At 62.1% G+C, this 26,154-nt stretch carries 27 protein-coding genes; 12 read left to right on the forward strand and 15 right to left on the reverse strand.

Features of this window, described 5'->3' with window-relative positions:
* Positions 1 to 500: 500 nt before the first annotated feature.
* A complete protein-coding gene (locus BX591_RS08695; RefSeq protein WP_176343046.1) occupies positions 501 to 1,616 on the reverse strand; it encodes an AI-2E family transporter in 1,116 nt (371 codons plus the stop codon).
* 272 nt (positions 1,617 to 1,888) lie between these two features.
* Here BX591_RS08695 and BX591_RS08700 point away from each other — a divergent pair, with 272 nt between their 5' ends.
* From BX591_RS08700 to BX591_RS08715, 4 genes are all read left to right on the forward strand, one after another.
* Positions 1,889 to 3,103, forward strand: coding sequence for a DUF2863 family protein (locus BX591_RS08700; protein ID WP_111930315.1), 1,215 nt, complete (start codon positions 1,889 to 1,891; stop codon positions 3,101 to 3,103).
* 230 nt (positions 3,104 to 3,333) lie between these two features.
* On the forward strand, positions 3,334 to 4,212 hold the full coding sequence (locus BX591_RS08705) for a helix-turn-helix transcriptional regulator (RefSeq protein WP_111930317.1): 879 nt from the start codon (positions 3,334 to 3,336) through the stop codon (positions 4,210 to 4,212).
* Positions 4,213 to 4,324: 112 nt separating this feature from the next.
* Positions 4,325 to 4,999 carry an energy-coupling factor ABC transporter permease gene (locus BX591_RS08710; RefSeq protein WP_111930319.1) on the forward strand — a complete coding sequence of 225 codons (675 nt, stop codon included), beginning with the start codon at positions 4,325 to 4,327 and terminating at the stop codon, positions 4,997 to 4,999.
* A 169-nt stretch (positions 5,000 to 5,168) separates the two neighbouring features.
* Entirely contained in the window at positions 5,169 to 5,837 is a 669-nt protein-coding gene (locus BX591_RS08715) for a BspC domain-containing protein (protein ID WP_111930321.1), read from the forward strand.
* Positions 5,838 to 6,012: 175 nt separating this feature from the next.
* Here BX591_RS08715 and BX591_RS08720 read toward each other — a convergent pair whose 3' ends face one another.
* The gene (locus BX591_RS08720; RefSeq protein ID WP_111930323.1) at positions 6,013 to 7,167 is read right to left on the reverse strand and encodes a M14 family metallopeptidase; all 1,155 of its coding nucleotides are present in this window, start codon (positions 7,165 to 7,167) and stop codon (positions 6,013 to 6,015) included.
* Between the two features lie 42 nt (positions 7,168 to 7,209).
* A complete protein-coding gene (gene yaaA, locus BX591_RS08725; protein WP_111930329.1) occupies positions 7,210 to 7,992 on the reverse strand; it encodes a peroxide stress protein YaaA in 783 nt (260 codons plus the stop codon).
* A 57-nt stretch (positions 7,993 to 8,049) separates the two neighbouring features.
* On the opposite strand from yaaA, the gene BX591_RS08730 reads away from it, so the two are divergent.
* Positions 8,050 to 8,565 (forward strand): putative toxin-antitoxin system toxin component, PIN family, encoded by a 516-nt coding sequence (locus BX591_RS08730; RefSeq protein WP_111930331.1) that lies wholly within the window; start codon positions 8,050 to 8,052, stop codon positions 8,563 to 8,565.
* Entirely contained in the window at positions 8,562 to 9,734 is a 1,173-nt protein-coding gene (locus tag BX591_RS08735; protein ID WP_111930333.1) for a pyridoxal phosphate-dependent aminotransferase, read from the forward strand. The genes BX591_RS08730 and BX591_RS08735 overlap by 4 nt, the downstream gene beginning before the upstream one ends.
* Before the next feature lie 139 nt (positions 9,735 to 9,873).
* Here the strand turns inward: BX591_RS08735 and BX591_RS08740 are convergent, their stop codons facing one another.
* Positions 9,874 to 10,521 carry a glutathione S-transferase family protein gene (locus BX591_RS08740; RefSeq protein WP_111930335.1) on the reverse strand — a complete coding sequence of 216 codons (648 nt, stop codon included), beginning with the start codon at positions 10,519 to 10,521 and terminating at the stop codon, positions 9,874 to 9,876.
* A 134-nt stretch (positions 10,522 to 10,655) separates the two neighbouring features.
* Between BX591_RS08740 and BX591_RS08745 the strand changes: the two genes are divergently transcribed.
* The 6 genes from BX591_RS08745 to BX591_RS08770 all read left to right on the forward strand — a co-directional run bounded on the left by BX591_RS08745 (position 10,656) and on the right by BX591_RS08770 (position 17,017).
* Complete coding sequence (locus tag BX591_RS08745; protein ID WP_111930337.1) at positions 10,656 to 12,224, forward strand: 3-hydroxyacyl-CoA dehydrogenase; 1,569 nt, start codon at positions 10,656 to 10,658, stop codon at positions 12,222 to 12,224.
* Positions 12,221 to 13,009: an oxepin-CoA hydrolase, alternative type gene (locus BX591_RS08750; protein WP_111930339.1), complete on the forward strand. Its 789-nt coding sequence runs from the start codon at positions 12,221 to 12,223 to the stop codon at positions 13,007 to 13,009. Before BX591_RS08745 ends, BX591_RS08750 begins: the two co-directional genes overlap by 4 nt.
* An 11-nt stretch (positions 13,010 to 13,020) precedes the next feature.
* Complete coding sequence (locus BX591_RS08755; protein ID WP_111930341.1) at positions 13,021 to 13,737, forward strand: histidine phosphatase family protein; 717 nt, start codon at positions 13,021 to 13,023, stop codon at positions 13,735 to 13,737.
* 20 nt (positions 13,738 to 13,757) lie between these two features.
* On the forward strand, positions 13,758 to 14,864 hold the full coding sequence (locus BX591_RS08760; protein ID WP_111930343.1) for a phosphotransferase: 1,107 nt from the start codon (positions 13,758 to 13,760) through the stop codon (positions 14,862 to 14,864).
* A gap of 60 nt (positions 14,865 to 14,924) precedes the next feature.
* Complete coding sequence (locus BX591_RS08765) at positions 14,925 to 16,184, forward strand: acyl-CoA dehydrogenase family protein (protein ID WP_111930345.1); 1,260 nt, start codon at positions 14,925 to 14,927, stop codon at positions 16,182 to 16,184.
* A 131-nt stretch (positions 16,185 to 16,315) separates the two neighbouring features.
* Positions 16,316 to 17,017 carry a glutathione binding-like protein gene (locus BX591_RS08770; protein ID WP_111930347.1) on the forward strand — a complete coding sequence of 234 codons (702 nt, stop codon included), beginning with the start codon at positions 16,316 to 16,318 and terminating at the stop codon, positions 17,015 to 17,017.
* 44 nt (positions 17,018 to 17,061) lie between these two features.
* On the opposite strand, the gene BX591_RS08775 is transcribed toward BX591_RS08770, so the two are convergent.
* The 11 genes from BX591_RS08775 to BX591_RS08825 all read right to left on the reverse strand — a co-directional run bounded on the left by BX591_RS08775 (position 17,062) and on the right by BX591_RS08825 (position 26,147).
* On the reverse strand, positions 17,062 to 17,538 hold the full coding sequence (locus tag BX591_RS08775; RefSeq protein WP_111930349.1) for a MaoC family dehydratase: 477 nt from the start codon (positions 17,536 to 17,538) through the stop codon (positions 17,062 to 17,064).
* Positions 17,535 to 17,993 carry a MaoC family dehydratase gene (locus BX591_RS08780; protein ID WP_111930351.1) on the reverse strand — a complete coding sequence of 153 codons (459 nt, stop codon included), beginning with the start codon at positions 17,991 to 17,993 and terminating at the stop codon, positions 17,535 to 17,537. The genes BX591_RS08775 and BX591_RS08780 overlap by 4 nt, the downstream gene beginning before the upstream one ends.
* 35 nt (positions 17,994 to 18,028) lie before the next feature.
* Positions 18,029 to 19,156 (reverse strand): acyl-CoA dehydrogenase family protein, encoded by a 1,128-nt coding sequence (locus BX591_RS08785; protein ID WP_111930353.1) that lies wholly within the window; start codon positions 19,154 to 19,156, stop codon positions 18,029 to 18,031.
* A 10-nt stretch (positions 19,157 to 19,166) separates the two neighbouring features.
* Positions 19,167 to 20,363, reverse strand: a complete 1,197-nt coding sequence (locus tag BX591_RS08790) for an acyl-CoA dehydrogenase family protein (RefSeq protein WP_111930359.1) — start codon at positions 20,361 to 20,363, stop codon at positions 19,167 to 19,169.
* A gap of 48 nt (positions 20,364 to 20,411) precedes the next feature.
* Positions 20,412 to 20,837 (reverse strand): DUF1178 family protein, encoded by a 426-nt coding sequence (locus BX591_RS08795; RefSeq protein WP_111930361.1) that lies wholly within the window; start codon positions 20,835 to 20,837, stop codon positions 20,412 to 20,414.
* A gap of 249 nt (positions 20,838 to 21,086) precedes the next feature.
* Positions 21,087 to 21,611 (reverse strand): helix-turn-helix transcriptional regulator, encoded by a 525-nt coding sequence (locus BX591_RS08800; protein ID WP_111930363.1) that lies wholly within the window; start codon positions 21,609 to 21,611, stop codon positions 21,087 to 21,089.
* A gap of 52 nt (positions 21,612 to 21,663) precedes the next feature.
* Positions 21,664 to 21,909 carry a hypothetical protein gene (locus BX591_RS36880; RefSeq protein ID WP_111930365.1) on the reverse strand — a complete coding sequence of 82 codons (246 nt, stop codon included), beginning with the start codon at positions 21,907 to 21,909 and terminating at the stop codon, positions 21,664 to 21,666.
* A gap of 325 nt (positions 21,910 to 22,234) precedes the next feature.
* Positions 22,235 to 22,819 (reverse strand): NUDIX domain-containing protein, encoded by a 585-nt coding sequence (locus tag BX591_RS08810; protein WP_111930367.1) that lies wholly within the window; start codon positions 22,817 to 22,819, stop codon positions 22,235 to 22,237.
* 43 nt (positions 22,820 to 22,862) lie between these two features.
* Positions 22,863 to 23,159 carry a DUF2818 family protein gene (locus tag BX591_RS08815; protein ID WP_111930369.1) on the reverse strand — a complete coding sequence of 99 codons (297 nt, stop codon included), beginning with the start codon at positions 23,157 to 23,159 and terminating at the stop codon, positions 22,863 to 22,865.
* Positions 23,159 to 24,631: an NADH-quinone oxidoreductase subunit NuoN gene (gene nuoN, locus BX591_RS08820; RefSeq protein WP_111930371.1), complete on the reverse strand. Its 1,473-nt coding sequence runs from the start codon at positions 24,629 to 24,631 to the stop codon at positions 23,159 to 23,161. Before nuoN ends, BX591_RS08815 begins: the two co-directional genes overlap by 1 nt.
* A gap of 25 nt (positions 24,632 to 24,656) precedes the next feature.
* On the reverse strand, positions 24,657 to 26,147 hold the full coding sequence (locus BX591_RS08825; protein ID WP_111930373.1) for an NADH-quinone oxidoreductase subunit M: 1,491 nt from the start codon (positions 26,145 to 26,147) through the stop codon (positions 24,657 to 24,659).
* Positions 26,148 to 26,154 lie beyond the last annotated feature (7 nt).

The raw sequence follows: 26,154 nt of genomic DNA on the forward strand, positions 1-26,154 counted from the left end.
GGATCAAACTCTTCAGTTCAAACCTGTTACTGTTTTTCGGTTCCGTTAGGAACCGGTCGCTCACTCAACGTACTGACGAATTGTTCGACTGTCTTCCGACACTCAAACCTTCCTTTCATTACTGTGTGAGACTTGATACTTTCGCTTTACGGCAGATTCCGCAGAACCCGCCTCGCGTCTCGCATCAAGCGCCCACACTTATCGGCTGTTAATTTTTAAAGATCGATACGCATTCACCACCGAACCTGCACCGTGCTGCCAACTTCACAACTACCGGAACCGCTTCGTTCTGCGTCGCTGCATCTGCAGCATAGAAACGAGATTATGAAGAATTTCCGCTGCGTCGTCAACAGGTTTTTATAACTTTCTCAACCCGTTCACTTCGCTGAAACCCTTGCCATTGCTGGCTCTCCCGCCTCCCGTGCCCCGGTGTCCGAAGCACGAAAGAGCGAGATTTTAACGACCCGCGCAGGGCCTTGCAAGCGTTATCTGGAATTTATTCAGGGCGTCTTCTTTACCCGCCCCGGCTCGTCGACGGCCGGCACTTTCAGATCCGGCGCAAGGGCGCGTGCGCCCGTCGCGCCGATCGTCCAGTCATGCAGCACGGTATAGGCAACCGCAAGCAATGTCGGCCCGATAAAAACACCCAGGAAACCGAACGCAAACGCGCCGCCCAGAATACCCAGCATCACCAGAATTAGCGGCATATCGCTGTTCTTGCCGATCAGAATCGGCTTGATGACGTTGTCGGACATACCGACAACCAGTACCCCCCAGACGACCAGAAAGATCGCCCATCCGGTCGCGCCGCCGTGATACAGCCAGATCGCCGCGGGCAACCACACCACCACCGGGCCGCCAGGTATCACAGACAGGAAGAAAGTCGCCAACCCGAGCAGCGCAGGGGCCGGCACGCCGGAGATCCAGCAACCGAATCCGGCCAGAATCCCTTGCACGAGCGCCGTGCCGAGAATCCCGTAGACCACGCCCTTCACGGTGCTGCCCGCCAATGCCAGCAAATAGTCGGCACGCTCGCCCGCGATCCGCCGCATACCCGCGTTCAACCAGGCCGCAGCACCCTCCCCGCCGGTATAGAAAAAGAAAGCGAGCACGATACTCAACGCCAACAGTCCCAGGCCATGTGTGACCGCAAGCGCTGCCGCAAGAATCCATTTGCCCGCAGGGGCCGCGAGCGAATGCAATTGCGCGATCAACTCCGAATTCCCGCTGGTCAGATGTTCCCAGAAGGTCTCGATGCTCGAACCAACCAGGGGAATACCGCCCACCCACGGCGGTAGATCAGGCAATCCAGCCTCGAAGAGCCGCTGCACCAGTGCGACGATCTCATGGACATGCGCGCCGAACGCAAAACCTGCATACACGAACGGCCCAAGCACCACGACCAGAATGAGGATCACGATCAAAGTGGCCGCCCATTTGCGCCGGCCGCCCACCGCCGAGGTCAGCCGCCGGTACAAGCCCCACGAGCTATAGCTGAGGATGGCGCCCCACAGCAGCGCAGTCGTAAAAGGCGCGAGTACCACCAGCGAGCCGCCCACCAGAATGATCAATGCGAATACCGCGGCAAGACGTTCGATCAGTTGGTCCGATTTCACGATGAATCTCCTGTTGCGCCCGACCACGGCGGCGAGTGGACACACACTTGTCAGACGATCCCTGAAAGCGGTCAGTATAGAAGCGAGTCAAGCCTCCGGGGGCGTCTTATATCATTCGGCCAGGTCTGTGGGTACGGCGGCCTCGCGCCATGTAGGAAAACCGAAATTTCCGCGCAGAAATGCCTTAATTCACCCGGCGTAACCAGCCAAATAATATGGCGGCAGAGAAAAGACTAGAATATAAGGTTCTGTGCACCCCAACTTCCGGATTTATGCGCTCGCGAATCGCCAAACGTCTCCCCCCCGATGCCGACAAGCTCGTCGGTCTCTCGCTCGCGCTTTTCGCGTCGGGCAGCCGAACCGAAGACCGCTTCTGGGAAGCGAAACTCGACACGCTGCTGGCCAGGATCGTCCGCAATGCCAACCAGACCACGCTGGACGCCGCGCTCGATCATCTGCAGCAGAATCATCCCGATGCGTACGGCGCGCTCGCCGATATGGCGGAAACTCACAGCGAGTCGTTCGTCGTCGAGCATGAGGGCGTGCCTTATGAAGCGCTGCTGATCGCGGCGCCCGTGCTCGCCTGGACGCGCTACATGATTCCGTCGGGTCCGCTCAAAACCGACGCGGCCGACGCGCTGCGCGCGCATCTGCAAGCTCATGTGCTGGCCGCCAATACGCGTGTGGCCATGGCGCCGTTCCTGTACAGCATCGATCAATTGCCGCGGCATCACGTCGAAACATGGCGCATAGCCCAACAGCTTACGCAGGCAGCATTGGCCGGCGGCAACGCCAAACTCAATTTCGGCGAACTGCCGGAAACCTCGCCGATTCTCGCCGACCCGCGTTTCCTGCTAGCGGTAGTAGCAGCGCCGGTGGGCGCGGCGACCTTCCGCTGGCAGGAAGAAGAGCACGGCAGCCGGATCGAACGCGGCCAATGCCTCGAACAATGGACCACGCAAGGCGGCGCCAATCTGTCGCTGGTGCTGCCGGGCTGCGAGTTCGAATGCCTGTTGCCGGATGCCTATTATTCGGCCTGCCGCGACGCCGACGAGCGCGTGCGTCCTCACACGGTGCGCACCGCCGTGCGCTACCTGTTCGACACGATCGGCGCCGCGCCGCAAGAATTGCGCGCGGTCGTCGCCGGGTTCGGCGAACGTCGCATCGACGAATACCGCGTCGGTTTCACGCGCCGGGGTAGTAACGACGTGATCTACGGCGTCGTCTGGCCGCTGTACGGCCGTGAGAACAGCGAGCCCGGCATCGACGAGGAACCGCAGGAAATCGCTGCATCGGACGATCCGCTCGAGGAAATCGTAGCCTTGCTCAAAGATACCGGCGTGACCGACGTGCGCCGTCATGCGGGTCGCTTCGAGCCTGAATATTGCGACGACTGCGGCGTCCCGCTCTATGCGGATCCGCTCGGCGAAATCGTCCACGCCGAGATGCCGGAAGACGCAGAGCCCGCCCAGCCGCATTTTCATTGAGCATCGCGCCACGACCGCGCCAGCAGGTCGCCGTCGCGATAAAAGAGCCCCGTCATGCGGGGCTTTTTTTACGTCCGGCTTTTTTACGTCATTCCTCCTATGCCTTTTGGACAGGCCGTCAAATTGAAGGGAATTTGTCATCATAGGAACGGCGACGCATCGCACTGCACTCGACGCGTTTGCCGGGTGCGCGCATCGCGCCACCTCGCCCGATTCATCTGGAGACATGCATGCGATTCTCGATACTCAACTCAGACGCGGAACGGCGTGATGGGCTCAAAGTACTACTGCGGCAAATCGACCGGCTGGCACGCTTCAACGAAGCACAAGACTGGCGCCAGGTCGAACGCACGCTCAAGCGCCAGTGGCCCGATCTGCTCGTGATCGACTGGCAGGACTGGATGTCGGTCGCGGATGCCCGCGATCTGCTCAGCCATTACCCGGACCTGCGCATCGCCGTGCTCACGGACCAGATCTCCCCCACCCATGTGCGAGCGCTCATGGACGAGGGCGTACTCGGCGTCGTCTCACGCGAAACCGATCCTTGCCTGATCGTGCGCGCATTCGAAATGGTGCTGCTAGGCGGCCACTACGTGCCGCCCGGCGCGCTGGCGATCAATCCTCCGCTGCCGCCGGACATTGCCATCCGCCCATTCGACGACAAAACGCCACCACCGCGCCGCGGCAAATTGTCCAGCGTACTGTCGCCGCGCCAGGAGCAGATCATGCGGTGCGTCCACATGGGCAGCACCAACAAGATGATCGCGCGCACCTTGGGCATTAGCGAAGGCACCGTCAAGATTCACCTGACCAGCATATTCCAGCAACTCGGCGCACCCAATCGCGCGGCAGCGGTCGCGCTTTACAACGGCTGGCTGTCGAACCATTTGCAAGTGCTGCGCATTGACGGTGACGGCACGGCGCGCCCGATCATGGGACAAAGCAACGTCGTGCCATTGCGGCGCCGGTTGCGCAAGCGCTTTCAATATCCGTTGCCAGTCAGTGACACGACAGCTCCGCTCGCCATGGCTGCCGAGCCGAGCCCACCCTATGGCGACGCGCCGCCCGCCGGACCGTCATTGGAACCGCCTCCGCCGGGAGCGGCATAGCAATCCCGAATGAATACGCCAGACACCGGGCGCGCACGTTGTGACGGCGTCCATGCCCGCTGGCATGGAATCCGCTCACACCTTTTCCCGTCCAACGAGTAATATGAGACACATGGGTTTCCTCTACACACCGCTTCCGTTCTGGGTCGCTGTCGGTGGCTGGATCGCCACTGCGATAGTGGTTGCGCTCGCGCTGTGGAAAAATCCTTTCAAACGACTTCAGGACGGCACCTTGCAGCATGTCTGGCTTGCGATCATCGTCGCAGTGTCGGTGCTGTGGGCTAGTAATGCATGGCTCGACGACGGCACGGTGATGCATCTGCTCGGCGCCACGCTGGTCGTCACGCTCTTCGACTGGGCGCTGGCATTGATCGCCATGGCGGTGGTCACGGGCCTTGCCGCCGTCGTCTTCGACGCTCCCTGGCAAGGTATCGCGCTGACGTTCCTCGTATACGGCGCATTGCCGGTCGGCATTTCAACGCTGCTCCAGCGCGCCAGCATCGCCTGGTTGCCGCGCAACCTCTTCATGTTTATCTTCGGCCAGGGCTTCGTCTCGCCGGCCATCGCCGTGTCGCTCACGGCTGCGGCCGCGCTCGGCATTCACATCACGCTTGCCGATGGCTCGATGACCGTGATGCCTGCCGGCTACGCGTTCAGCGTGTTGCTACTCGCTACCGGCGAGGCCTGGTTCACAGGCATGTCGACCGCGCTGATCGCTGTCTATCGCCCCGCCTGGGTCACCACTTACGACGTCCGGCGATACCGACTGGGCGGACCACGCACCTGACTCAGGCTCTGCATGGAAGGCGCATTCGCGGCGATCGGCCATTCGGCCGTCTGGAACCGCCTTGGTTGCGCACACCACGACAGGACAAAATATTTGTGCCAGGATTGAACTCCACCCTATCGCGAGGCATCTTACGTGCCTCATGTCACATTAGCGTCTAACGAACTAGATGGATAGCACCAACGTCCCGCGCCGATTGCTGCGGCTGGTCGGCCGGTTGGCGACACTTGCAGCGAGTCTCTCGCTCATTTGCAGCGCCCCCGCATTCGCCGATCAACTCGAACAGCACAACGATCTCGTCAACAAATTTGTCAATGACATGCACGCGGACCCGCTCGTCGCGGACTGCGCCGCTCATGGCAATTTTGTCGCCAGCACCTCGACCGCTTTCGATCACGTCGAGTTTCCCCCCAGTTCTTTCGACAGCGCACACGCGTCGGTCACGCCCTGGAACGATTCGTTCGACGAGGGCAAGCAACGCGTCAAGGTCGACAACATCGTCGTCGTCGAAGGGCTCGGCATTGCGCAAGGCGGTGGTGGCGATCCGGCAGACCTGAAATTCCGCTGCGGCTATGTCGGCACGCAGATGCTGGCGTTCAGCTGGAACGACCCGGTGCCGCCCGCCCGCGTGCGCAGCGGTGAGCCTTCGGGGTCGCGCGCCGCGGCAGGCAAGCATAAGAGCGCGAAGGGCAAACACTCGGCAAGCGGCAAGAGCACGAAGAAAGCGACGACGATGTCTTCCAAGGCCAGTTCGGGCAAATCGTCGAAGTCGACGTCGAGCAAGTCTTCGGGCAAAGCGCCCGCGAAAAAGACCGCGACGAAAAAGAAGGCTCAATAGAGGTAGCGGCAATATGTCCGCCGGAACAGACTTGCCGAGTCAGCGGTGAAGAGCCAGGAGCGAAGAGCGCACATACGCTACACACCACACGCCACGCTCACACAAATCTTCAGCCCCAAAAAAAGAGGCACACTGTCACCGTGTGGGCCTCTTTTCCATCCAACGACAGCGACCCTTACGCAAACGTCTCCACATGCCGCAAAATCGCTTGCAGCATGGCAGCACCTAGCGACGCGCTACGGTCGCCGTTCCAGCCAACCCGCTCGTCGGGCAAATTGGCGTTGTCCTTGAACGGCATTTCGAGCGTCAGCGACAGGCAGCCGAATTCGTTGCCGATGTACTTCGACGCCAGCTTCAACGCGTCCTCGCGATACTTGCTCGCGGCGTAACCATACTTGTCCTGGAAGTCCGGGCTCGCCTGCTTGAACGCTTCGATAAACGCCTTCTGCTCCTCGCCCTGCCGCTCGGTAAAGCCCGGCAGCATTTCGGAGCCGGCCACGAATACATAGGGCAGCGCCTCGTCGCCGTGAATATCGAAGAACAGGTCGCAACCCACCGCGTGAATCGCGTCGCGCACCACCAGTACTTCCGGGCTGCGCGCGGCGTCCGGCTCCATCCATTCGCGATTCAGATTCGCACCGGTCGCGTTGGTGCGCAGATTGCCGTGCACGCTGCCGTCCGGATTCATGTTCGGCACGATATAAAACACCGCGTGATCGTAGAGCTTGCGCGCGACCGGATCGCCCGCCCAATCGCCCCAGCCCGCGAGCCGCTTGACCAGCCCTTCGATAAACCATTCGGCCATCGTCTCGCCCGGATGCTGGCGTGCGATCAACCAGATTTTCTTCTTCGGCGTGTCGCCGGTTTCCGGCGTGCCGAGGGTGAGCAGCGACATGGGCCGGCCTTCGACGGTGGTGCCCAGTTCGGTCAGCGTGGCCTGCGGCAACTGCTGCACCGCGCCGAGAAACTCCGAATGACGCTCCTCGCTATACGGTTCGAAATACGCGTAATAGATGCGGTCGAAATCCGGCGTGTGATCGATCGTCAGCACGCGGCCGTCGTACGAGGTCGGCACGCGAAACCAGTTCACCCGGTCATAGCTCGCGACCGCCTGATAGTCGCGCCAACCTTCGGCGAACGCGCACGCGGCGGCATTCTCGAACGTCATCACGCAGCGCTCGCCCGCCGCGCCGGACAAGCGGAAGTAAAACCACTGCGCGAACTCAGCATGGCTGTCCGGCCGCACGCGCAGACGGATGTTGCCCGCGTCTTCGCAGGACAGGACTTCAATCGCGCCGGCGTCGAAGTTGCTCGTGATGGATAAGGTCATGGTGTTCTTCCCTGCTGGTTGCACCGCGAAACGCTTCAACGCTTATTCAGCGACGCGGCGGCGGAATACATAAGTGGAGTCGTTCGATGCCGCGGCCTCGAACGCATAACCTTCGGAGTCGAACGCCTTGAGCTGCTCAGGCCTGTCGAGACGGTTTTCCACCGCATAGCGCGCCATCAGGCCGCGCGCGCGCTTTGCATGGAAGCTGATGATCTTGTAGCGGCCGCCTTTCCAGTCTTCGAACACGGGCGTAACGACCGGCGCGTCGAGCAGCTTCGGCTTGACCGATTTGAAATATTCGCCCGATGCGCAATTCACCAGCACCCGGGACGCGACCGCATTCTTCTTCAGTTGCGCGTTCAAGGCCTGCGTGATCCGCTCACCCCAGAACGCATACAGGTCCTTGCCACGCGGATTGGCGAAGCGCGTGCCCATTTCGAGCCGGTACGGCTGCAGCAGATCGAGCGGCCGCAGCAGACCGTAGAGACCCGAGAGCACCCGCACATGGCTCTGCGCATAGTCCAGATCGGCCGACGACAAGGTCTTCGCGTTGAAGCCCTCGTATACGTCGCCATTGAACGCGAGTACCGCCTGCTTGGCGTTCTGCGTGTCGAACTTCGGCGACCAGTCCGCGTAACGTTGGAAGTTCAGATGCGCGAGCTGATCCGAAATGTCCATCAATGAAGCGATCTGCTGCGGCGACAACCGACGCAATCCGCCGATCAATTCGGCCGCGTCGTCGACAAAATCGGGAATGGTGTGCTTTTTGACGTGCGGTGGGGTTTCGTAGTCGAGCGATTTCGCCGGCGACAGAACGATTATCATAGAGGCTTGCAGGCACGCCGTGCCTGGCGGTCAAAGACGAAAGCCAGATTGTAACGAATGCCCGGTTCCCATGCCTCACACGGCGCTTTGCGCGTCGTCCTCGATTCCAATGTGTGGATCGATATTCTCGTGTTCGACGACCCGCATACGCGGCCGATTCGCGCCGCGCTCGAAAGCGGCACGCTGAGCGCGCTGATCGACGCGCGTTGCCTCGCCGAACTTGCCTATGTGCTCGACTATCCGCAATTCGCGCATCGGAATGTGGATAAAGCCGCCGCGCTCGCAGTCGTCGCGCAGCTTTCGCAGCGGGTCGAAACCGCCGCGCCGGCTGAAGACGCCAGACCTTTGCCCAAATGCAAAGACCGCGACGACCAGAAGTTCCTTGAACTCGCCCATGCCGCGCAGGCCGACTGGCTGGTCTCGAAAGACCGCGCGGTGTTGAAGCTCGCGAAACGGATCGCGCGCGATTTCGGCTTCCAGATCGCGCAGCCCGCGCCGTTCGTCGACGCCATCGCCCTTGCCGGTTCGGCTCATCCGCTCACCCACTCCACTCCGCTCCGGACAGCACCATGAATGCACCGCACGACACGCCCACGAGCCCTTCGTTTCCGTCGCGCCTGCCGAACGTCGGCACGACGATTTTCACCGTGATGAGCGCGCTCGCCGCCGAAAAAGGCGCGGTGAATCTGGGCCAGGGCTTTCCCGATTTCGGCTGCGATCCGCGCATTGTCGACGCAGTCTCGAACGCCATGCGCGACGGCCACAATCAGTACCCGCCCATGGCCGGCGCCGCGCCGCTGCGTCAGGCGATTTCGGACAAGCTCGCAAAACTGTACGGCCGCCGCTACGACGCCAACACGGAGATCACCGTGACTGCGGGCGCCACCCAGGCGCTGCTGACCACGATTCTGTGCACCGTCCACCCGGGCGACGAAGTGATCGTGATCGAACCGAATTACGACAGCTACGTGCCGTCCATCGAACTGGCCGGCGGCAAGCCGGTGTTCGTCACGCTCGAGGCGCCCGACTACGCGATTCCGTTCGACAAGCTCGCCGCCGCGATCACGCCGAAAACGCGACTGCTGCTCATCAACACGCCGCACAATCCGACCGGTACAGTCTGGCGCGAACAGGACATGCGCAAGCTCGAGGAGATCGTGCGCGGCACCAACGTGCTGATCCTCTCCGACGAAGTCTACGAACACATGGTGTTCGACGGCGCGCCGCACGAAAGCATGGCCCGTTATCCGGAACTGGCGCAGCGTAGTTTCGTGGTGTCGAGTTTCGGCAAGACCTATCACGTGACCGGCTGGAAGATCGGCTACGTGGCCGCGCCGGCCGCGCTCATGGCCGAGTTCCGCAAGGTGCATCAGTTCAACGTGTTCACGGTCAATACGCCGATGCAGATCGGTGTGGCCGACTACATGAAAGACCCGGCGCCGTATCTCGAACTGCCCGCGTTCTATCAGCAGAAGCGCGACTTCTTCCGCGCGGGTCTCGCGAATTCACGCTTCAAGCTGCTACCGTGTACGGGCACTTACTTTCAGTGCGTCGACTATTCGGCCATCAGCGACTTGCCCGAGGCCGAGTTCGCCCAATGGCTGACCGGTGAAATCGGCGTCGCGGCCATTCCGGTCTCGGCGTTCTATCACGAGGCGCACGAATCGGGCGTGGTGCGTTTCTGCTTCGCCAAGCAGGAGAGCACCCTCGCCACCGCGCTCGAACGGCTGGCGCGGCTCTAGGACGCCCCGCGCGATGCTGCGAACGACACCACGTTCCCCGTTATCGCGCGCAGCGGCCAGGTCAGCGTGCATGGCACGCCGTCACCCGCTCGACCGGCATGACGCCGCGGCGAACGCAAATCAGCCGCGGCACCTCTTATCAAGCCGGGCGCGACGCCGCGACATACGCCTTGCGGTCCTCGGTGATGCGTTGTGCCGCCGGCCTGGCACTGATCGCCTTCACATAGCTTTTCCAGTCGACGCCCGCATCGAGCAGCAAATCGCGACCGTAAATGGTTTGCGTCGCCATGCCGACCAGCGGCAAGCTCACGAAACCTGCCGCGTCGGCCACGCCGAAACGCTCGCCGCCCAGGTACGGCCCGAACTTCGCGATCCGTTTGAAGCCGGTAATGTGATGCGCCAGCAGCTTCTCGACGCGCCCCTTGGTCGCGTCCGTCACCGTGCCGCCGAAAAACGCTTCCTTGTAAAGATTGCGCGCGGTCAGCTCGAGATGCACGTCGACGAACGTGATCAGTTCGCGCTGCTTGGCCGCTTCCCATGGATCGGCGGGGAAGATCGCCTTGTCGGGAAAGCGCGCGGCCAGATACTCCACGATGCATTGCGACTCGCACAGGTCGCCGTCTTCGGTCTGCAGATACGGCACCTTGCCGAGCGGCGAATGCTCCAGCACGGCCTCGTCCTGACTCGGTATCACGAACACTTCCTCGAACGGAATGCCGTGTTCGAGAAGCACGAACTTCACCTTGTTGTAATAGTTAGAGAGCGCGAAACCGCACAACTTGATCATCGGGTGTCTCCTTTCTTTTGGGTGGGTGCGACCGTGCATCGACGCATCGATGCCAAGGTAGCCGCCTTCGAACAATCATCCAGTAAATTGCACGATCGTGCTATTCTAAAATAACCATGGAGTCGAGCATCACAATGACCTCTCGCCATTTCAGTATCGAGACTATCGGCATTGTCGGAACCGGAGCAATGGGTCGGGGCATCGCACAGATTGCCGCGCTCGCTGGCTTCACCGTGCGTCTGTACGACACCAATCCTGCTGCGATCGGCGCCGCGCGCGATTACCTCGCCGAGACTTTCGCCAGATTAACGGCTAAAGGCAAGCTCGATCAGGCCCGCTCGCTCGCCGCGCTGGCGAATGTGAGCGGCGCGCAAACCATCGGTGACCTCGCCGGGTGCGATCTGGTCGTCGAAGCCATCGTCGAGAAGCTCGACGTGAAGCAGGCGCTGTTCCGCGAACTCGAGACGGTGGTCAGCGGCCGTTGCGTGCTGGCGTCGAATACCTCGTCGCTGTCCATCACCGCGATTGCCGCCGGCTGTACCGATCCGTCGCGCGTGGTCGGCTACCACTTCTTCAATCCTGTCCCGCTCATGAAGGTCGTCGAAGTGATCGACGGTCTGCGCGGCGACCCTGCCGCCGGCGACGCGCTGATGGATCTCGCCCGTCGCATGGGTCATACGCCGGTGCGGGCGAAAGACATGCCGGGCTTCATCGTCAATCACGCGGGCCGCGGCATGAATACCGAGGGCTTGCGCGTGGCCGGCGAAGGGGTCGCGAGCTTTGCCGAGATCGACCGGATCATGCGCGAACAGGCCGGCTTCCGGCTCGGGCCGTTCGAGTTGCTCGATCTGACCGCGCTGGATGTGTCGCATCCGGTGATGGAATCGATCTACCATCAGTTCTATGAAGAGCCGCGCTTCACGCCGTCGCCGATCACCGGCACGCGGCTCGCGGGCGGACTGCTCGGCCGCAAGACCGGCGAAGGTTTCTATCGTTACGAAGACGGCAAGCAGCAGGTGCCCGCCGAAGAGCCCGCGCCGTCCGCGTTGCCGGTCAGCGTGTGGGTCAGCAAGCGTTATCCGCAAGCGCATGAAGCGGTCGTTCAACTGATCGGCCAGGCCCGCGTCAAGCTCGACGAAGGCGCGACACCCGCCGCCGACTCGTTGGTCGTGGTCACGCCGTTCGGTCACGACGCGACCACGGCCGCGGTCGACGAAGCGCTCGACGCGAGCCGCGTCGTCGCGATCGACGCCCTCTTCCCGCTCGTCGCCGCGCAACGCCGCACGCTGATGACCACGCCCGCCACCACGCGCGCCGCGCGCGATACGGCCCATGCCCTGTTCGCCGCCGACGGCGTGCCGGTCACCGTAATCCGCGACTCCACCGGCTTCGTCGCGCAGCGCGTCGTGGCGACCATCGTCAACATCGGCTGCGACATCGCGCAGAAGCAGATCGCCACGCCCGACGATATCGATCTCGCGGTAATGCTCGGCCTGGGTTACCCGCGCGGCCCGCTCGCGCTGGGCGATGCGCTCGGCTCAGGCACGATCCTCACCATCCTGCGCAATATGTTCAGCGTGCTGGGCGACCCGCGCTATCGTCCATCGCCGTGGCTCGCGCGGCGCGCGCAACTGGGCCTGTCGCTGACCCAACGCGACGCCGCCGACACGCAAACGCAAACGCAAACGGAGATCCAACCATGAGCGCCGAACTGCTGACCTCGCGCCCGACCGAAAGCGAATCGACGCTGGTCCTCACGCTGTCGAACCCCGGCGCACGCAACGCGCTGCATCCGGACATGTACGCAGCCGGCATCGAAGCGCTCGATTCGGCGGAACGCGATCCGTCGATCCGCGCCGTGGTGCTGACCGGCGCCGACAACTTTTTCTGCGCGGGCGGCAATCTGAACCGCCTGCTGGAAAACCGCGCGAAAGATCCGTCCGTGCAAGCCGAAAGCATCGACCTGCTGGGCGAATGGATCTCGGCATTGCGGCTCTCGTCGAAACCGGTGATCGCCGCCGTCGACGGCGCGGCGGCCGGCGCCGGCTTCTCGCTCGCGCTGGCGTGCGACCTGATCGTTGCCGCGGAAGACGCCAAATTCGTCATGTCGTACGCACGCGTCGGCCTGACGCCCGACGGCGGCGGTTCATGGTTCCTCGCCCAGGCTTTGCCGCGTCAACTGGCCACTGAAGTGCTGATCGAAGGCAAACCGATCGGCGCCGCGCGCTTGCACGAACTCGGCCTCGTCAACAAGCTGGCCAAAACGGGCGCCGTGCGCGACGCCGCCGTGGCATGGGCCGACGAGCTCGGCAAGATTTCGCCGAACTCGATTGCGCGCATCAAGGGGTTGATCGGCGCGGCAGGCGCGCAGCCGCTCGCCGACCATCTGGTCGCGGAGCGCGACAGCTTCGTCGCCTCGCTGCATCACCGCGACGGCCTCGAAGGCATCTCCGCGTTCCTCGACAAGCGCGCGCCGGTTTACAAATGACCGAAGGAACCATGCCCGACTATCAATTACCTGAACGCCGCCGCATCTTCCTGATGCGTCACGGCGACGTCACCTACTTCGACGATTCCGGCCGCGCGATCGATCCCGACACCGTCCCGCTGAATGCCAACGGCCGCGAGCAGGCCAGCGCGGCGGGCCGCGTGTTCGCCGAACAGAACGTTCGTTTCGACCGGGTGATCGTGAGCGGTTTGCCGCGCACCGTCGAAACCGCCCAGCGCGTGCTGGCCGAAACGGGGCAGCCGATCGAACTCGAGATCCAACCGGCGTGGCAGGAGATTCGCGGCGGCAAGCTCAGCAACATTGCGCCGCAGGATATCGAAGCCGCGTTCCTCGGCGCGTTCGACGGCATCGTGCAGGAGAGCACGCGCTTTCTCGACGGCGAGACGATCGGCGCCTTGTTCGATCGTGTGTTGCCGGCTATCGATGCATTGCGCGCGGACACCTCATGGGACACCGCGCTGCTGGTTCTGCACGGTGGCGTGAATCGCGCGATCCTGTCGCATGCGATCACGGCGGGAGGCCGCACGTTCTTCGGCCATCTCGCGCAAGCCACCGGCTGCATCAATGCGCTCGACGTCGGCACCGCGCCGCGCGACTGGGTGCTGCGCACAGTCAACTATTCACCGCCGTCGCCGCTGCATCGCGACGTCCGCAATACGACGATGGAAATGCTCTACGCACAATTCATTCAATACAAGCGTAGCTGAACCCGAACTGGAGGAGACACATGGTGCAAGCCACACAGAGCGGCGAACCAGAACGCAAACCGGATTATTCGGCTTTCGAAGGCACGCGCCCGGTCAACGATCGGCAACGCTTCGACAGCGACGCGCTCGCGGCATGGCTGAGCCAGCACGTCGACGGTTTTGCCGGGCCGCTCACGCTGGAGCAGTTCGCCGGCGGACAGTCCAATCCCACCTTCAAACTGGTCACGCCGTCGCGCTCTTACGTGATGCGCGCCAAGCCCGGGCCGGCCGCGAAGCTACTGCCGTCCGCGCACGCCGTGGAACGCGAATACCGCGTGATGCACGCGCTGGCCGGCAGCGACGTGCCGGTCGCCCGCATGCTCGCCCTGTGCGAGGACGAAAGCGTGATCGGGCGCGCGTTTTACGTGATGGAGTTCGTCGATGGCCGTGTGCTGTGGGATCAGTCGTTGCCCGGTATGACGAGCGCCGAACGCGCGGCGATTTACGACGAAATGAATCGCGTGATCGCGGCGCTCCATAGCGTCGACGTCACCGCCGCCGGTCTCGCCGACTACGGCAAACCGGGCAATTATTTCGCCCGTCAGATCGGCCGCTGGAGCAAGCAGTACCTTGCGTCCGAAACCGAGCCGATCGACGCGATGCAGCGGCTGATCGAATGGCTGCCGCAGCATATGCCGGCGGAAACGGGCGAGCGCGCCTCGATCGTGCATGGCGACTACCGGCTCGACAATCTGATCTTCCACCCCACCGAACCGAAAGTGCTCGCGGTGCTCGACTGGGAATTGTCGACGCTCGGCGATCCGCTCGCCGACTTCGCGTATCACTGCATGGCGTGGCATGTCGATCCGACGCAATTCCGCGGCATCGCTGGACTCGATTGGGCCACCCTCGGCATTCCCGACGAGGCCGACTACGTCGCGCGTTATTGCAAGCGCACCGGCTTCGAGATTCACGGCGACTGGAACTTTTACCTGGCGTACAACATGTTCCGCATCGCCGCGATTCTGCAAGGAATCATGAAGCGTGTGGTCGACGGCACCGCGGCCAGCGCTCAGGCGCTCGACGCCGGCAGCCGAGCGAAACCCATGGCGGAACTTGCCTGGCGCTACGCGCAGAAGGTGCGCTGAAGGTGCATTGAAGGCATCGAGTCCAATCGTTCGTTACCCGTTTTATCCGCGAGGTCACACATGAATTTCGATTACACCCCGAAGGTTCAGGCATTGCGCGAGAAACTGCTCGCCTTCTTCGACGCGCACATCTATCCGAACGAACAGGCGTTCTACGCGGAGATCGCGCGCAATCGCCACAACGGCAACGCGTGGCTGCCCACCGACCTGATCGAACAACTGAAAGTGAAGGCGCGCGACGCTGGCTTGTGGAATCTGTTCCTGCCTGAATCCGTGCGCGGCGCCGGCCTGACGAATCTCGAATACGCGCCGCTGTGCGAAATCATGGGCCGCGTGCCCTGGGCGCCGGAAGTGTTCAACTGCAACGCGCCCGACACCGGCAACATGGAAACAATCGAGCGCTACGGTAGCGAGGACAACAAGCGCGAATGGCTCGAACCGCTGCTGCAAGGCCAGATACGTTCGGCGTTTCTGATGACGGAGCCGGAAGTGGCGTCGTCGGATGCGACCAATATCCAGACCAGCATCGTGCGCGACGGCGACTATTACGTGATCAACGGCCACAAGTGGTGGTCGTCCGGCGCGGGCGATCCGCGCTGCAAGGTCTATATCGTCATGGGCAAGACCGATCCCGACGCGCCGCGCCATCAACAGCAGTCGATGATCCTGGTGCCTGCCGAGGCGACCGGCATCACCGTGCACCGTCCGCTGACCGTGTTCGGTTACGACGACGCGCCGCACGGCCACATGGAAATCACGCTTGACAACGTGCGCGTGCCGGTGACCAATATGCTGCTCGGCGAAGGCCGCGGTTTCGAGATCGCGCAGGGCCGCCTCGGACCGGGCCGGATTCACCACTGCATGCGTTTGATCGGCCTCGCCGAACGCGCGCTGGAACTGATGGCGAAACGGTCGATGCAACGCGTCGCGTTCGGCAAGCCAGTGGCCGCGCAAGGCGTCACCCAGGAGCGTCTGGCCGAGGCGCGCTGCATGATCGAGCAGGCCCGTCTGCTCACGCTGAAGACCGCGTACATGATGGACACGGTCGGCAACAAGGGCGCACGCGGCGAGATTGCGATGATCAAGGTGGTCGCGCCGAACATGGCGTGCCAGGTGATCGACTGGGCCATTCAGGCCCACGGCGGCGGCGGCGTCAGCGACGACTTCCCCTTGGCCTATGCCTACGCATCCGCTCGGACCCTGCGTTTCGCCGACGGTCCCGACGAAGTGCACCGCAACGCGATCGCCAAACTCGAACTGGCGCGGCATAGGGATGCCGGCGCGGCGGCTCGCGTGGAGTTGCCGGTTACGCGTGTTTGAACCTGCTCGAGGTTGCGACGGGTTGAGATAGGGTCCGCGGCGTCGCCAGCAGCATCGCGCGATCTATGCTCTAATTTTCGTCAACAGCGGCGCCCTACGTGGCGCCGCTTTCACGAAACAACGGAGCCAGAATGATCGACGTCTATAGCTGGGCAACCCCGAACGGCCACAAGGTCCACATCATGCTCGAGGAGACGGGTCTCGACTACGCCGCGCACGCCGTGAATATCGGCACGGGCGATCAGTTCAAGCCCGAATTCCTCGCCATCAGTCCGAATAACAAGATCCCGGCGATCGTCGATTCCGCAGGTCCGAAAGGCGCGGACGGCCAACCGTTCGCGTTGTTCGAGTCGGGCGCGATCCTGATCTATCTCGCCGAGAAAACCGGCAAATTCCTGCCGACCGATCCGGCCTCACGCTACGCGACTCTGCAGTGGCTGATGTTTCAGATGGGCGGCCTCGGTCCGATGCTCGGGCAAACGCACCACTTCCGCATCTACGCGCCGGAGCCGATCGAGTACGCGATCAATCGCTACACGAACGAGACGCGGCGTCTGTACGGTGTGATGGACACGCAACTCGGCAAGACCCCGTACCTTGCAGGCAACGACTACACGATCGCCGACATCGCGGCGTTTCCGTGGACGCGTTCGTGGAAAAACCAGGGCGTCGATCTGGATGCGTTTCCGAATGTGAAGCGCTGGCATGAAGAGATCGCCGCGCGTCCGGCGGTGGTACGCGGTGTGGAAGTGCTGGCTTCGGTACGCCAGCCGGTCATGGATGAAAAGGCGAAGGAAATGCTGTTCGGCGCGACGCAGTATGCGAAGCGGTAGGTTCGCCGTGGTGCGGTTGCGGTGCTGCGCCGGCCTCGGCCGCGTTAGAAGTAATGCCGCGTGATGAATTCCGCGACGCACACCGGCCGCTCACTGCCCTGCCGCTCCAGCGTCACATTCCACACCACTTGCACGCCGGCATTGTCGACCTCGCTGACGGAGTCAATCGCGAATTTCGCCCGCAACGACGAGCCAACCGGCACCGGCGACGTGAACCGCACGCGATTCAAGCCGTAATTCACGCCCATGCGCTGTCGCAGTGCGATCGTCTTGTCCAGCAACGCCGGGATCAACGATAGCGTCAGGAAACCATGGGCGACCGGACCGCCGAACGGCGACTCACGCCGCGCCCGTTCCGGATCGACGTGAATCCACTGATGGTCGCCGGTGGCCTGCGCGAAACGATCGACGCTCGCCTGATCGACGCTCAACCATTCGCTGACGAGCGGCTCGGCGCCGACCCGTTCCCGCAGTGCCGCAGCATCGCCGAACGTCGCGGCAGGCGCAGCGCTGTTCGTCATGATGCGGCTCCCGGATTGCGCAGTCCGAACAATGCCTTCGAACGCACCGTGATCACCGTTTCACCATGCTGATTGATACCCTCCCACTGCGTCGACACAATGCCGCGATCCGGCTTGCTCTCGGACACGCGCTTGTCGAGCACGAGGTTTTTCATGGTGATCGTGTCGCCTACGCGCACCGGCTTCAACCAGCGAATCTCGTCGATGCCGGGCGAGCCCATCGACGTGGAGCCCGCCAGTGTGTTACGCACCAGCATGCCCATCATCACCGAACAGGTGTGCCAGCCGCTCGCGACGAGGCCGCGAAACGGCGACTGGGCCGCGGCGGCCTCGTCCAGGTGAAACGGTTGCGGATCGAACTTTTGCGCGAAGTCCACGATCTCTTCACGCGTGAACGTATGCTTGCCGACCTCGAAGCTCGTGCCGACTACCATGTCCTCGAAACTGAAACCCATTGTCGCGCTCCTTGTTATCCGATTCGACCGGCCGCTCAAACTTCGGCGGTCATGAAGGCGGGTAGCGCGGCGAACCGCGCGAGATGGTGATCGACGTCGCCCAGTGTGGTTTCGATGATCGCCAGGCGTTTGAACAGATGCGCCGCCGCGACTTCGTTCGTCACGCCCATACCGCCATGCAACTGGACTGCCTGCTGACCGACGAAACGCGCAGCCTGCCCCACCCGCGCCTTCGCGGCCGAGACGGCCCGGCGACGCTCGTCGGGGTCGGCGCTGGTATAGCGCATGGCGGCCAGATAGGTGACCGAGCGCGCTTGCTCGGCGTGGATCAGCATCTCGACCATGCGGTGCTGCAGGGCCTGAAAGCGCGCGATCGGCTGACCGAACTGCTGGCGTGTTTTGGTGTAGTCGACGGTGGCAAGATTCAGCGCATCCAGCGCGCCGATCGCTTCCGCGCACAGCAAGACCGTGCCGTAGTCCGCGATGTGTTCGAGCGCGGCCGCGCCGGCGTGTTTGCCTTCGAGACGGCGCGCGGGCGTGCCGTTGAATTCGAGCGTCGCGGCGCGTTGACCGTCGATCGTACGGTAGTCGGTCAGCGTCACGCCCGCTGCTTCGCGCGCCACGACGAACAGCGCGACTTCGCCGTTCAGCCGGGCCGGCACGATCCAGTAATGCGCTTGCGCACCGTGCAACACGACCGACTTCGTACCGGTCAAGGTCGGCTGCTCGCCGGAGCCGCTCGCGGTCGTAGTCACGTCGAACAGATCGTAGCGTGCGTGGGGCTCATGAAATGCCACGGACAGCTTGATCTCACCCTGCGCCGCGCGCTCCAGCAACGCTGCATCTTCCCCCTGCCCGCTGCCGGCAAGACGCAATGCTTCGATGCCGACTGCCGTTGCCCAATACGGTTCGACGACCAGCGCGCGGCCGAGCTCCTGCATCACGACCAGCATATCGATCGGGCCGCCGTTGAAGCCGCCTTGTGCCTCGGGCACCGGCAGCGCGGTCAGGCCCAATTCGGTGAATGCGGCCCAGTGCGTATCCGATATGCCCGCCTCCGACCGGACAATTGCCTGGCGCGCTTCGAATCCGTAGCTCTTGTCCAGGTAGCGGCGCAGTGCGTCGGCGAATTGCTGCTGTTCGTCGTTGAAATTGAAGTCCATGCGCCGCTCCTCAAAGTCCGAGAATCATCTGCGCGATGATGTTCTTTTGAATTTCGTTCGAGCCGCCGTAAATCGACGTCTTGCGGAAGTTGAAGTAGTAAGCGGCGAGCGGCGCGGCGTCGTCGTCGCCGGCCAGACTGTAATCCCGCTCGCCTTCGAGAAACGGTACGTCGAACGGTGCGGCAAGTGGGCCGACGGCTTCGAACATCAGTTCGGTCAGCGCTTGCTGGACCTCGGTGCCTTTGATCTTCAGCATCGACGCCTCGGGCCCCGGCCCGCGTCCACCGGCTTCATTAGCGACCACGCGCTGCACGGTGACTTCCAGCGCCATCAACTCGATCTCAAGGCTCGCGACTTTTGCGGCGAACACGGGATCTTGCAGCAGCGGCTTGCCATTCTTTTTCTGATCCAGCGCGAGGCGTTTCAGGAAAACCAGCTCGCGCTTCGATTGCCCGACGCGCGCAATGCCGGTGCGCTCATGGCCGAGCAGATATTTCGCGTAAGTCCAGCCGCGGTTCTCGTCTCCGACCCGATTCTCGAGCGGCACTTTCACGTCTTCGAAAAAGACTTCGTTGACTTCGTGATCTTCGTCGAGCGTGATGATGGGCCGCACGGTGATGCCCGGCGTCTTCATGTCGATCAGCAGGAACGAAATGCCTTCCTGCTTCTTGGCGCCGCTATCGGTGCGCACGAGGCAAAACATCATGTCCGCGTACTGACCGAGTGTGGTCCAGGTTTTCTGACCGTTGACCAGGTAGTGGTCGCCGACACGTTCGGCGCGCGTGCGCAGCGACGCGAGGTCGGACCCGGAGCCCGGCTCGGAGTAGCCTTGGCACCACCAGTCCGAACCGTCGAGAATACGCGGTAAATAGTGGCGTTTCTGCGCCTCGTTGCCGTATTTCATCAGCACGGGCGCCACCATCGAAACACCAAAGGGCAGCACGGACGGCGCACCGATCCGCGCACACTCTTCGTCCCAGATGTGCCGCTGAGTCGCGTCCCAACCGGGGCCGCCATATTCTTTGGGCCACGCGATCACCGACCAGCCGCGCGTGCCGAGCAGCTTATGCCAGCCTGCGAAATCTTCGGGGGAGAGACGTTTGTGATTGAGAACTTTGTCGCTGAGCTCGCGAGGCAGATTCGCTTCGAGCCAGCTGCGGATGTCTGCGCGAAACGCGTTATCAGCGGAGGAATAGTCCAGATTCATGCGTAGTGTCTCCTGGCCGCAACCGCCCGCCGCCAGTGAGCCACTGCGTTATTGCAGCGGTTCCTTCAAGGCAGCCGGGACCGGCAGCGGCATCACTTCGATGCCTTCCTCGACCAAGGCTTTCGCGTCTTCGCGTGTCGTAACGCCGCGAATATTGCGTGCAGGCGCCTCGTTATAGTGAATGCGCCGTGCTTCCTCAGCGAAGCGGTCGCCCACGTTCTCAGTCTTTTCCAGTACCTCGCGCAACGCGCGCATGACACGCGCCTGCATGTCACTTGCGGCCGCCGGCGCCTTCGCCTCAGACGCACCCGACAGATTCAGGCGCGGAGCCGACGGCAGACGGCTTACTTCGTTCGCACCGCAAATTGGACATTCGACCAGCTTACGGGACTGCTGCGACTCGAAGTCTTCGGCCGAAGCGAACCAACCTTCGAACCGATGACCATGCGGACACTGTAAATCGAGGACCTTCATGTGGAATCAGGGCTTGCGTGCCAGTTTAGCGCAAAACATAAATTTGTGAACGGTCGTTCGTAAAACTATTACGCACGACACGCCGACGCCGGACGCTCAGTGCGAATCAAACGCGGTGGGCGATTTTAACGCTTTGCGCAGAGGGCTGCTGAAGGTCGCCAGCCTGGAAAATGACGTAGCGCCACAACGATGAGCCAGCCTGCGGGTTGCGTTCGCTCAGCGCGTTCCGACATTGACCGCAGCGCGGCGCTAAGCCACCAGGCATTCCAGTTGGCGGTTAAGCCGGGGTTCGAGTTCGCGCGCCCCTTTGGCGAGGTTGATCTGCTTGGCCGATTTCGCTACGTCAACGATGTTTGCCTTGATGTCGTAGCCACCGCGCGTTGCCAGCCACGCCAGAATGTCCGACAAGTGCCAAACGGACGCACTGCCTTCGTGGACTGGCGGCGGAAAGTCGATTGCGTGATTCAGCATCAGCTTGCGCATGTTTTGTCGCGACACGCCGGCAACCTCGGCGACGTCGGTGAGGCCGACGAAATCCGGGCCTGCCTCGACGAGGCGTGCAGATGGCACCGCGCGCTTGACGTCTTCGAGCGCGCTGACGAGCGCGGCGAACGCAGACCCGCCTTCGCGGGAGAAAAACAGCGCGAGACGGCCCGGTTGTCCGACGCCGACCGTGGCGTCGTCGCAACCCGCCTCGCCCAATCGCTCGACGATAGCGTCGAGGTCGCTGTCTTCAGCAGCGAGTCGGTACTTCAAGATGAACACATATTCCATACGTTACTCCTACCTTCAATCGGCCTAAACTTCCGCGATACAGCATCATGCGCTACCGCTGGGCCGTGCAATTGTCGACAATGCGCCTGATATGTCTGGCATGGTTGCCGGGGTTCCTGGGTGTGCTCCAGACGCTCGATATGCAAAACTCTCCGCAACGACACTCGGCGTCTTTGTGAGGACAATATATTTTTCCCCACGCATGCCCTTTACCACCGCTCTGAACACGCCAGCCATTCGTTTCCGCATAGACCAGCGCGGCCTCGATCTCCTTCTTGGAGTGGGTTCCACGTTTCATCTATACCCTCCAATTTAGCGACTTAAAGCATGGTTGTCAATCGACAACCTGATGCCACTCATTTAAAAACCAACCCTCCGTTAACCGGTTCGTCATCCGAATCAATTCGAACGATGAACCCGGTTGGAGAGGATCAATACTAGAGCGATGAGCGGCGCGCGACGAGACTGTCGGATGGCATAGGACAACACGGCATTTTTTAGACAACGACCAGGCAGCGGTGTCTCGCCCGGCGTAAAAAAAGCCCCTGCTGGTCATCGATCAGCAGGGGCTTTTGGCAGACTTGGCCGTTGCGCGTCCCTCCGCGCGACTGGCCGATTGTGCGTTACTGCGGCGTGCCTGTCGGCCAGGCTCCCGACAACACCTTTTCCAGCCAGAACGTACCGATCACCGTCTTCACGTCAGTGATCTTGCCGGTACGCACCCACTCCGACACATCGGCCACGCTTGCCGTAAACAGTTCGAGGAACTCACCTTCATCGAGCTTGCGCTCACCTGCGCTCAGACCGCGCGCGAGGTAAATGTCGATAAACTCGGTCGAGTACGAAATGATCGGGTGAATGCGCGTCAGGTAAACAAATTCACGCGCGGAGTAGCCGGTTTCCTCCTGCAACTCGCGTTTGGCACAAGCGAGCGCACCTTCGTTCGCGTCGAGCTTGCCGGCCGGATATTCGACCATGACCTTGCCCATCGGATAGCGATACTGACTTTCCAGCAGCACACGGCCGTCGTCGAAAAGTGGAATCACCATGACCGCGCCCGGATGCTGAACGTATTCGCGCGTCGCCTGCTTGCCATCCGGCAGGCGGACGGTATCGCATTTCAACGTCAGAAACGGCCCTTGGTGGATCGTTTTGCTCTCGACACAAGTCTCGGTGAGCGCGGCGTCGTGATTGCGAAGTTCAGCCATATGCGGACCTCGGGACAGCTTGGTGCGCGACGGCGAGACGCCGTCAGCGGCGTTTGACGAGATACTGGAAGGTAAAGCCGGGGAATGCGAACACGACGAACAAGGCGAACGTGATCGCGTAGAACTGCCAACCCTGCTCGAAACGGTTGCCCGCGCGCGCTTCGAGCAGAAATCCGAGCGCGCCGACCGCGAAGTACAGCACGATCAATTCGGCAATCCGGATCCAGGCGCTCTTCTTCACCGCTTTCAACGGCACGGCGGCGAAAAGGCGCTGATTCAGGAACGGCAGGTTGGCGCCAACCAGCGCCAACAGCACGATAAACCAACCCGCAGCCGACATCAGAGCAACAGCGTGTGCTGGATAGCCTGCAGGCAGGCCTTCAGCAGCGGGTCCGGCACAATGCCGAGCACCAGCACCGCCAACCCGTTCAGCGCGAGCAGAGCACGCGTGCTGGAGTCGGCATGGATCGGTGCGGTGTCTGCCGGGTCGTCGAAATACATCAGCTTGACGATACGCAGGTAGTAGAACGCGCCGAACAGCGACGTCATCACGGCCAGCACCGTCAACCAGGTCAACCCGGCGTTCATGGTGGCCTGCAGCACTGCGAGCTTCGCATAGAAGCCGACCGCGGGCGGAATGCCGGCCAGCGAGAACATCATGACCATCATCACGAATGCGAACACGGGGCTGCGTTGATTCAGGCCCTTGAAGTCTTCCAGCGTGTCCGCCTCGAAATCGCGGCGCGCCAGCAGCATGATGACGCCGAACGTACCCAGCGTGGTGATCAGGTAGACGATGCTGTAGAACATGGCCGAACCGTACGCGTTCGCGGCGCCGGTCGTCTTGTGGTCGACCACGCCGGCCAGCAGACCGAGCAGCACGAAACCCATGTTCGAGATCGCCGAATACGCGAGCATCCGCTTGACGTTGCGCTGCACGATACCGGTGATGTTGCCGACGATCAGCGACAGTGCCGCCAGAATCACCAGCATTTGCTGCCATTCGACCGCGAGCGGCAACAGACCCATCACGAGGAAGCGCAGACCCCACGCAAACGCGGCAACCTTCGGACCGCCACCGACCATCAGCGTCATCGCCGTCGGCGCACCCTGATACACGTCAGGCACCCACATGTGGAACGGCACCGCGCCCATCTTGAACGCCACGCCCGCCACGATAAAGATCACGCCGAACAGCAACACGCTCGGATCGTAGTGGCTCGTGCCGATCGCCTTGAACACTTCGTTCAGGTCGAGCGAGCCGGTCGCGCCGTACAGCATCGAAATGCCGTACAACAGGAAACCGGAAGCCAGCGCGCCGAGCACGTAGTACTTCATCGCCGCCTCGTTCGACGGCGCCGCGTCACGGCGCAGCGCGATCGCGCCGTACAGCGACAGCGACATCAGTTCCAGACCGAGGTACAGCGTCAGGAAGTTGTTGCCCGAGATCATCACGAGCTGGCCGAGCAACGAGAACATGCCCAACAGGAAGAACTCGCCGCGGAACAGACCGCGATCTTCGAGGTAGCGGCGCGAATAGACGATCGACACGGCATAGCCGAGCGTCACCACCGCTTTCATCACGTTGGCGAACGAATCCACCACGTACATGTGGCCGAAGTAGTAGCGCACTTGCGGGTCGAACGCGTTCATCGCAAACCAGATACCGGCGACGAGCGTCGAGAAGAACGCAATGAAGTACGTGGTACGGCGACCGGCCTGGCCGACGAACGTGTCGTTGAGCCACGCGACGACAACGGCGAGCATCACCAGCGCGTCGGGCAACAGAGCAGTCATAGGGGCGTTTTGCATGGTCTTTAAATTCCTCCGCTCGGCGTTACTGAGGCAACGGCAGCTTTGACTGCGCAACGTGGGAGAGGAGGTTTTCCACGGATACGTGCATCACATCGGTAAAGGGCTTCGGATACAGGCCCATGAACAGCGTCAGTGCGGCAAGCACTGCCAGCATGAAAAATTCGCGACGGTTGATGTCGACAAGGCTCTTCACGTGATCGTTGGTGATCGCGCCGAAGTACACGCGCTTGTACATCCACAGCGTGTAGCCCGCGCCGAGAATCAGCGTGACTGCCGCGCCGCCCGCGATCCAGAAGTTGTACTGGACGGAGGCCAGAATCACCATGAACTCGCCTACGAAACCGGAGGTACCCGGCAAGCCGCAGTTCGCCATCGAGAACAGCATCACGAACGCGGCGAACTTCGGCATCACGTTGACGACACCGCCGTAATCGGCGATCTGACGCGAGTGCATACGGTCGTACAGCACACCGATACACAGGAACATTGCGCCCGACACGAAACCGTGCGAGATCATCTGCACGATCGCGCCTTCCACGCCGAGCTGGTTGAAGATGAAGAAGCCGAGCGTCACGAAACCCATGTGCGCGATCGACGAGTACGCGACCAGCTTCTTCATGTCCGCCTGCACCATCGCCACGAGGCCGATGTAGATCACCGCGATCAGCGACAGCGTGATGACGACCGGCGCGAGGAAGTGACTGGCATCCGGTGCGATGGGCAGCGAGAAGCGCAGGAAACCGTACGCGCCGAGCTTCAGCATGATCGCGGCCAGCACGACGGAGCCGCCGGTCGGCGCTTCCACGTGGGCGTCCGGCAACCACGTGTGGACCGGCCACATCGGCACCTTCACGGCGAATGCCATGAAGAACGCGATAAATAGCAACACCTGAGGCGTCATCCCGATCTGCGCGTGCTGCCACGTGGCGAGGTCGAACGTGCCGGTCTGGACGTACAGGTAAATCAGCGCGACCAGCATCAGCAGCGAGCCCATCAACGTGTACAGGAAGAACTTGAACGCCGCGTACACGCGGTTCGCCCCACCCCACACGCCGATGATGATGTACATCGGAATCAGTGTCGCTTCGAAGAACACGTAGAACAGCATGCCGTCGGCCGAGCTGAACACGCCGACCATGATGCCCGACAGGATCAGGAACGCGGCCAGATACTGCGCGACGTTCTTCGTGATCACTTCCCACGCGGCGATCACGACGATCACCGTGATCAATGCCGTCAACACGACGAACCACATCGAGATGCCGTCGACACCCAGGTGATACGAAATGTTGAAACGCTCGATCCAGTTGGCCTTTTCGACGAACTGCAGGTCGGCGGTGCTCGAATCAAAACCCGTGATCAGCGGGATCGTCGCGATGAAGCTAACGACCGAGCCGATCAACGCAACCCAGCGCGCGGGCGCCGGGTTCCTGTCGGAACCGATAGCCAGAACCAGCAGGCCAACGAGGATCGGTAACCAGATTGCGATACTGAGAATCGGATAAGCGTGCATTAGTGTC

This window comes from Paraburkholderia bryophila, assembly GCF_003269035.1.
In the GTDB taxonomy this organism is placed as follows: domain Bacteria; phylum Pseudomonadota; class Gammaproteobacteria; order Burkholderiales; family Burkholderiaceae; genus Paraburkholderia; species Paraburkholderia bryophila.

Excerpts from the sequence above, each read along its gene's own strand:
- BX591_RS08825 (WP_111930373.1), bottom strand. The coding sequence starts at position 26,147 with ATGCACGCTTATCCGATTCTCAGTATCGCAATCTGGTTACCGATCCTC.
- BX591_RS08755 (WP_111930341.1), top strand. The coding sequence starts at position 13,021 with ATGCCCGACTATCAATTACCTGAACGCCGCCGCATCTTCCTGATGCGT.
- BX591_RS08770 (WP_111930347.1), top strand. The coding sequence starts at position 16,316 with ATGATCGACGTCTATAGCTGGGCAACCCCGAACGGCCACAAGGTCCAC.
- BX591_RS08705 (WP_111930317.1), top strand. The coding sequence starts at position 3,334 with ATGCGATTCTCGATACTCAACTCAGACGCGGAACGGCGTGATGGGCTC.
- BX591_RS08810 (WP_111930367.1), bottom strand. The coding sequence starts at position 22,819 with ATGGCTGAACTTCGCAATCACGACGCCGCGCTCACCGAGACTTGTGTC.
- BX591_RS08750 (WP_111930339.1), top strand. The coding sequence starts at position 12,221 with ATGAGCGCCGAACTGCTGACCTCGCGCCCGACCGAAAGCGAATCGACG.
- BX591_RS08735 (WP_111930333.1), top strand. The coding sequence starts at position 8,562 with ATGAATGCACCGCACGACACGCCCACGAGCCCTTCGTTTCCGTCGCGC.
- BX591_RS08745 (WP_111930337.1), top strand. The coding sequence starts at position 10,656 with ATGACCTCTCGCCATTTCAGTATCGAGACTATCGGCATTGTCGGAACC.
- BX591_RS08790 (WP_111930359.1), bottom strand. The coding sequence starts at position 20,363 with ATGAATCTGGACTATTCCTCCGCTGATAACGCGTTTCGCGCAGACATC.
- BX591_RS08775 (WP_111930349.1), bottom strand. The coding sequence starts at position 17,538 with ATGACGAACAGCGCTGCGCCTGCCGCGACGTTCGGCGATGCTGCGGCA.
- BX591_RS08720 (WP_111930323.1), bottom strand. The coding sequence starts at position 7,167 with ATGACCTTATCCATCACGAGCAACTTCGACGCCGGCGCGATTGAAGTC.
- yaaA (WP_111930329.1), bottom strand. The coding sequence starts at position 7,992 with ATGATAATCGTTCTGTCGCCGGCGAAATCGCTCGACTACGAAACCCCA.
- BX591_RS08795 (WP_111930361.1), bottom strand. The coding sequence starts at position 20,837 with ATGAAGGTCCTCGATTTACAGTGTCCGCATGGTCATCGGTTCGAAGGT.
- BX591_RS08780 (WP_111930351.1), bottom strand. The coding sequence starts at position 17,993 with ATGGGTTTCAGTTTCGAGGACATGGTAGTCGGCACGAGCTTCGAGGTC.
- BX591_RS08765 (WP_111930345.1), top strand. The coding sequence starts at position 14,925 with ATGAATTTCGATTACACCCCGAAGGTTCAGGCATTGCGCGAGAAACTG.
- BX591_RS08785 (WP_111930353.1), bottom strand. The coding sequence starts at position 19,156 with ATGGACTTCAATTTCAACGACGAACAGCAGCAATTCGCCGACGCACTG.
- BX591_RS08740 (WP_111930335.1), bottom strand. The coding sequence starts at position 10,521 with ATGATCAAGTTGTGCGGTTTCGCGCTCTCTAACTATTACAACAAGGTG.
- BX591_RS08715 (WP_111930321.1), top strand. The coding sequence starts at position 5,169 with ATGGATAGCACCAACGTCCCGCGCCGATTGCTGCGGCTGGTCGGCCGG.
- BX591_RS36880 (WP_111930365.1), bottom strand. The coding sequence starts at position 21,909 with ATGAAACGTGGAACCCACTCCAAGAAGGAGATCGAGGCCGCGCTGGTC.
- BX591_RS08710 (WP_111930319.1), top strand. The coding sequence starts at position 4,325 with ATGGGTTTCCTCTACACACCGCTTCCGTTCTGGGTCGCTGTCGGTGGC.
- BX591_RS08700 (WP_111930315.1), top strand. The coding sequence starts at position 1,889 with ATGCGCTCGCGAATCGCCAAACGTCTCCCCCCCGATGCCGACAAGCTC.
- nuoN (WP_111930371.1), bottom strand. The coding sequence starts at position 24,631 with ATGCAAAACGCCCCTATGACTGCTCTGTTGCCCGACGCGCTGGTGATG.
- BX591_RS08800 (WP_111930363.1), bottom strand. The coding sequence starts at position 21,611 with ATGGAATATGTGTTCATCTTGAAGTACCGACTCGCTGCTGAAGACAGC.
- BX591_RS08730 (WP_111930331.1), top strand. The coding sequence starts at position 8,050 with ATGCCCGGTTCCCATGCCTCACACGGCGCTTTGCGCGTCGTCCTCGAT.
- BX591_RS08815 (WP_111930369.1), bottom strand. The coding sequence starts at position 23,159 with ATGTCGGCTGCGGGTTGGTTTATCGTGCTGTTGGCGCTGGTTGGCGCC.
- BX591_RS08760 (WP_111930343.1), top strand. The coding sequence starts at position 13,758 with ATGGTGCAAGCCACACAGAGCGGCGAACCAGAACGCAAACCGGATTAT.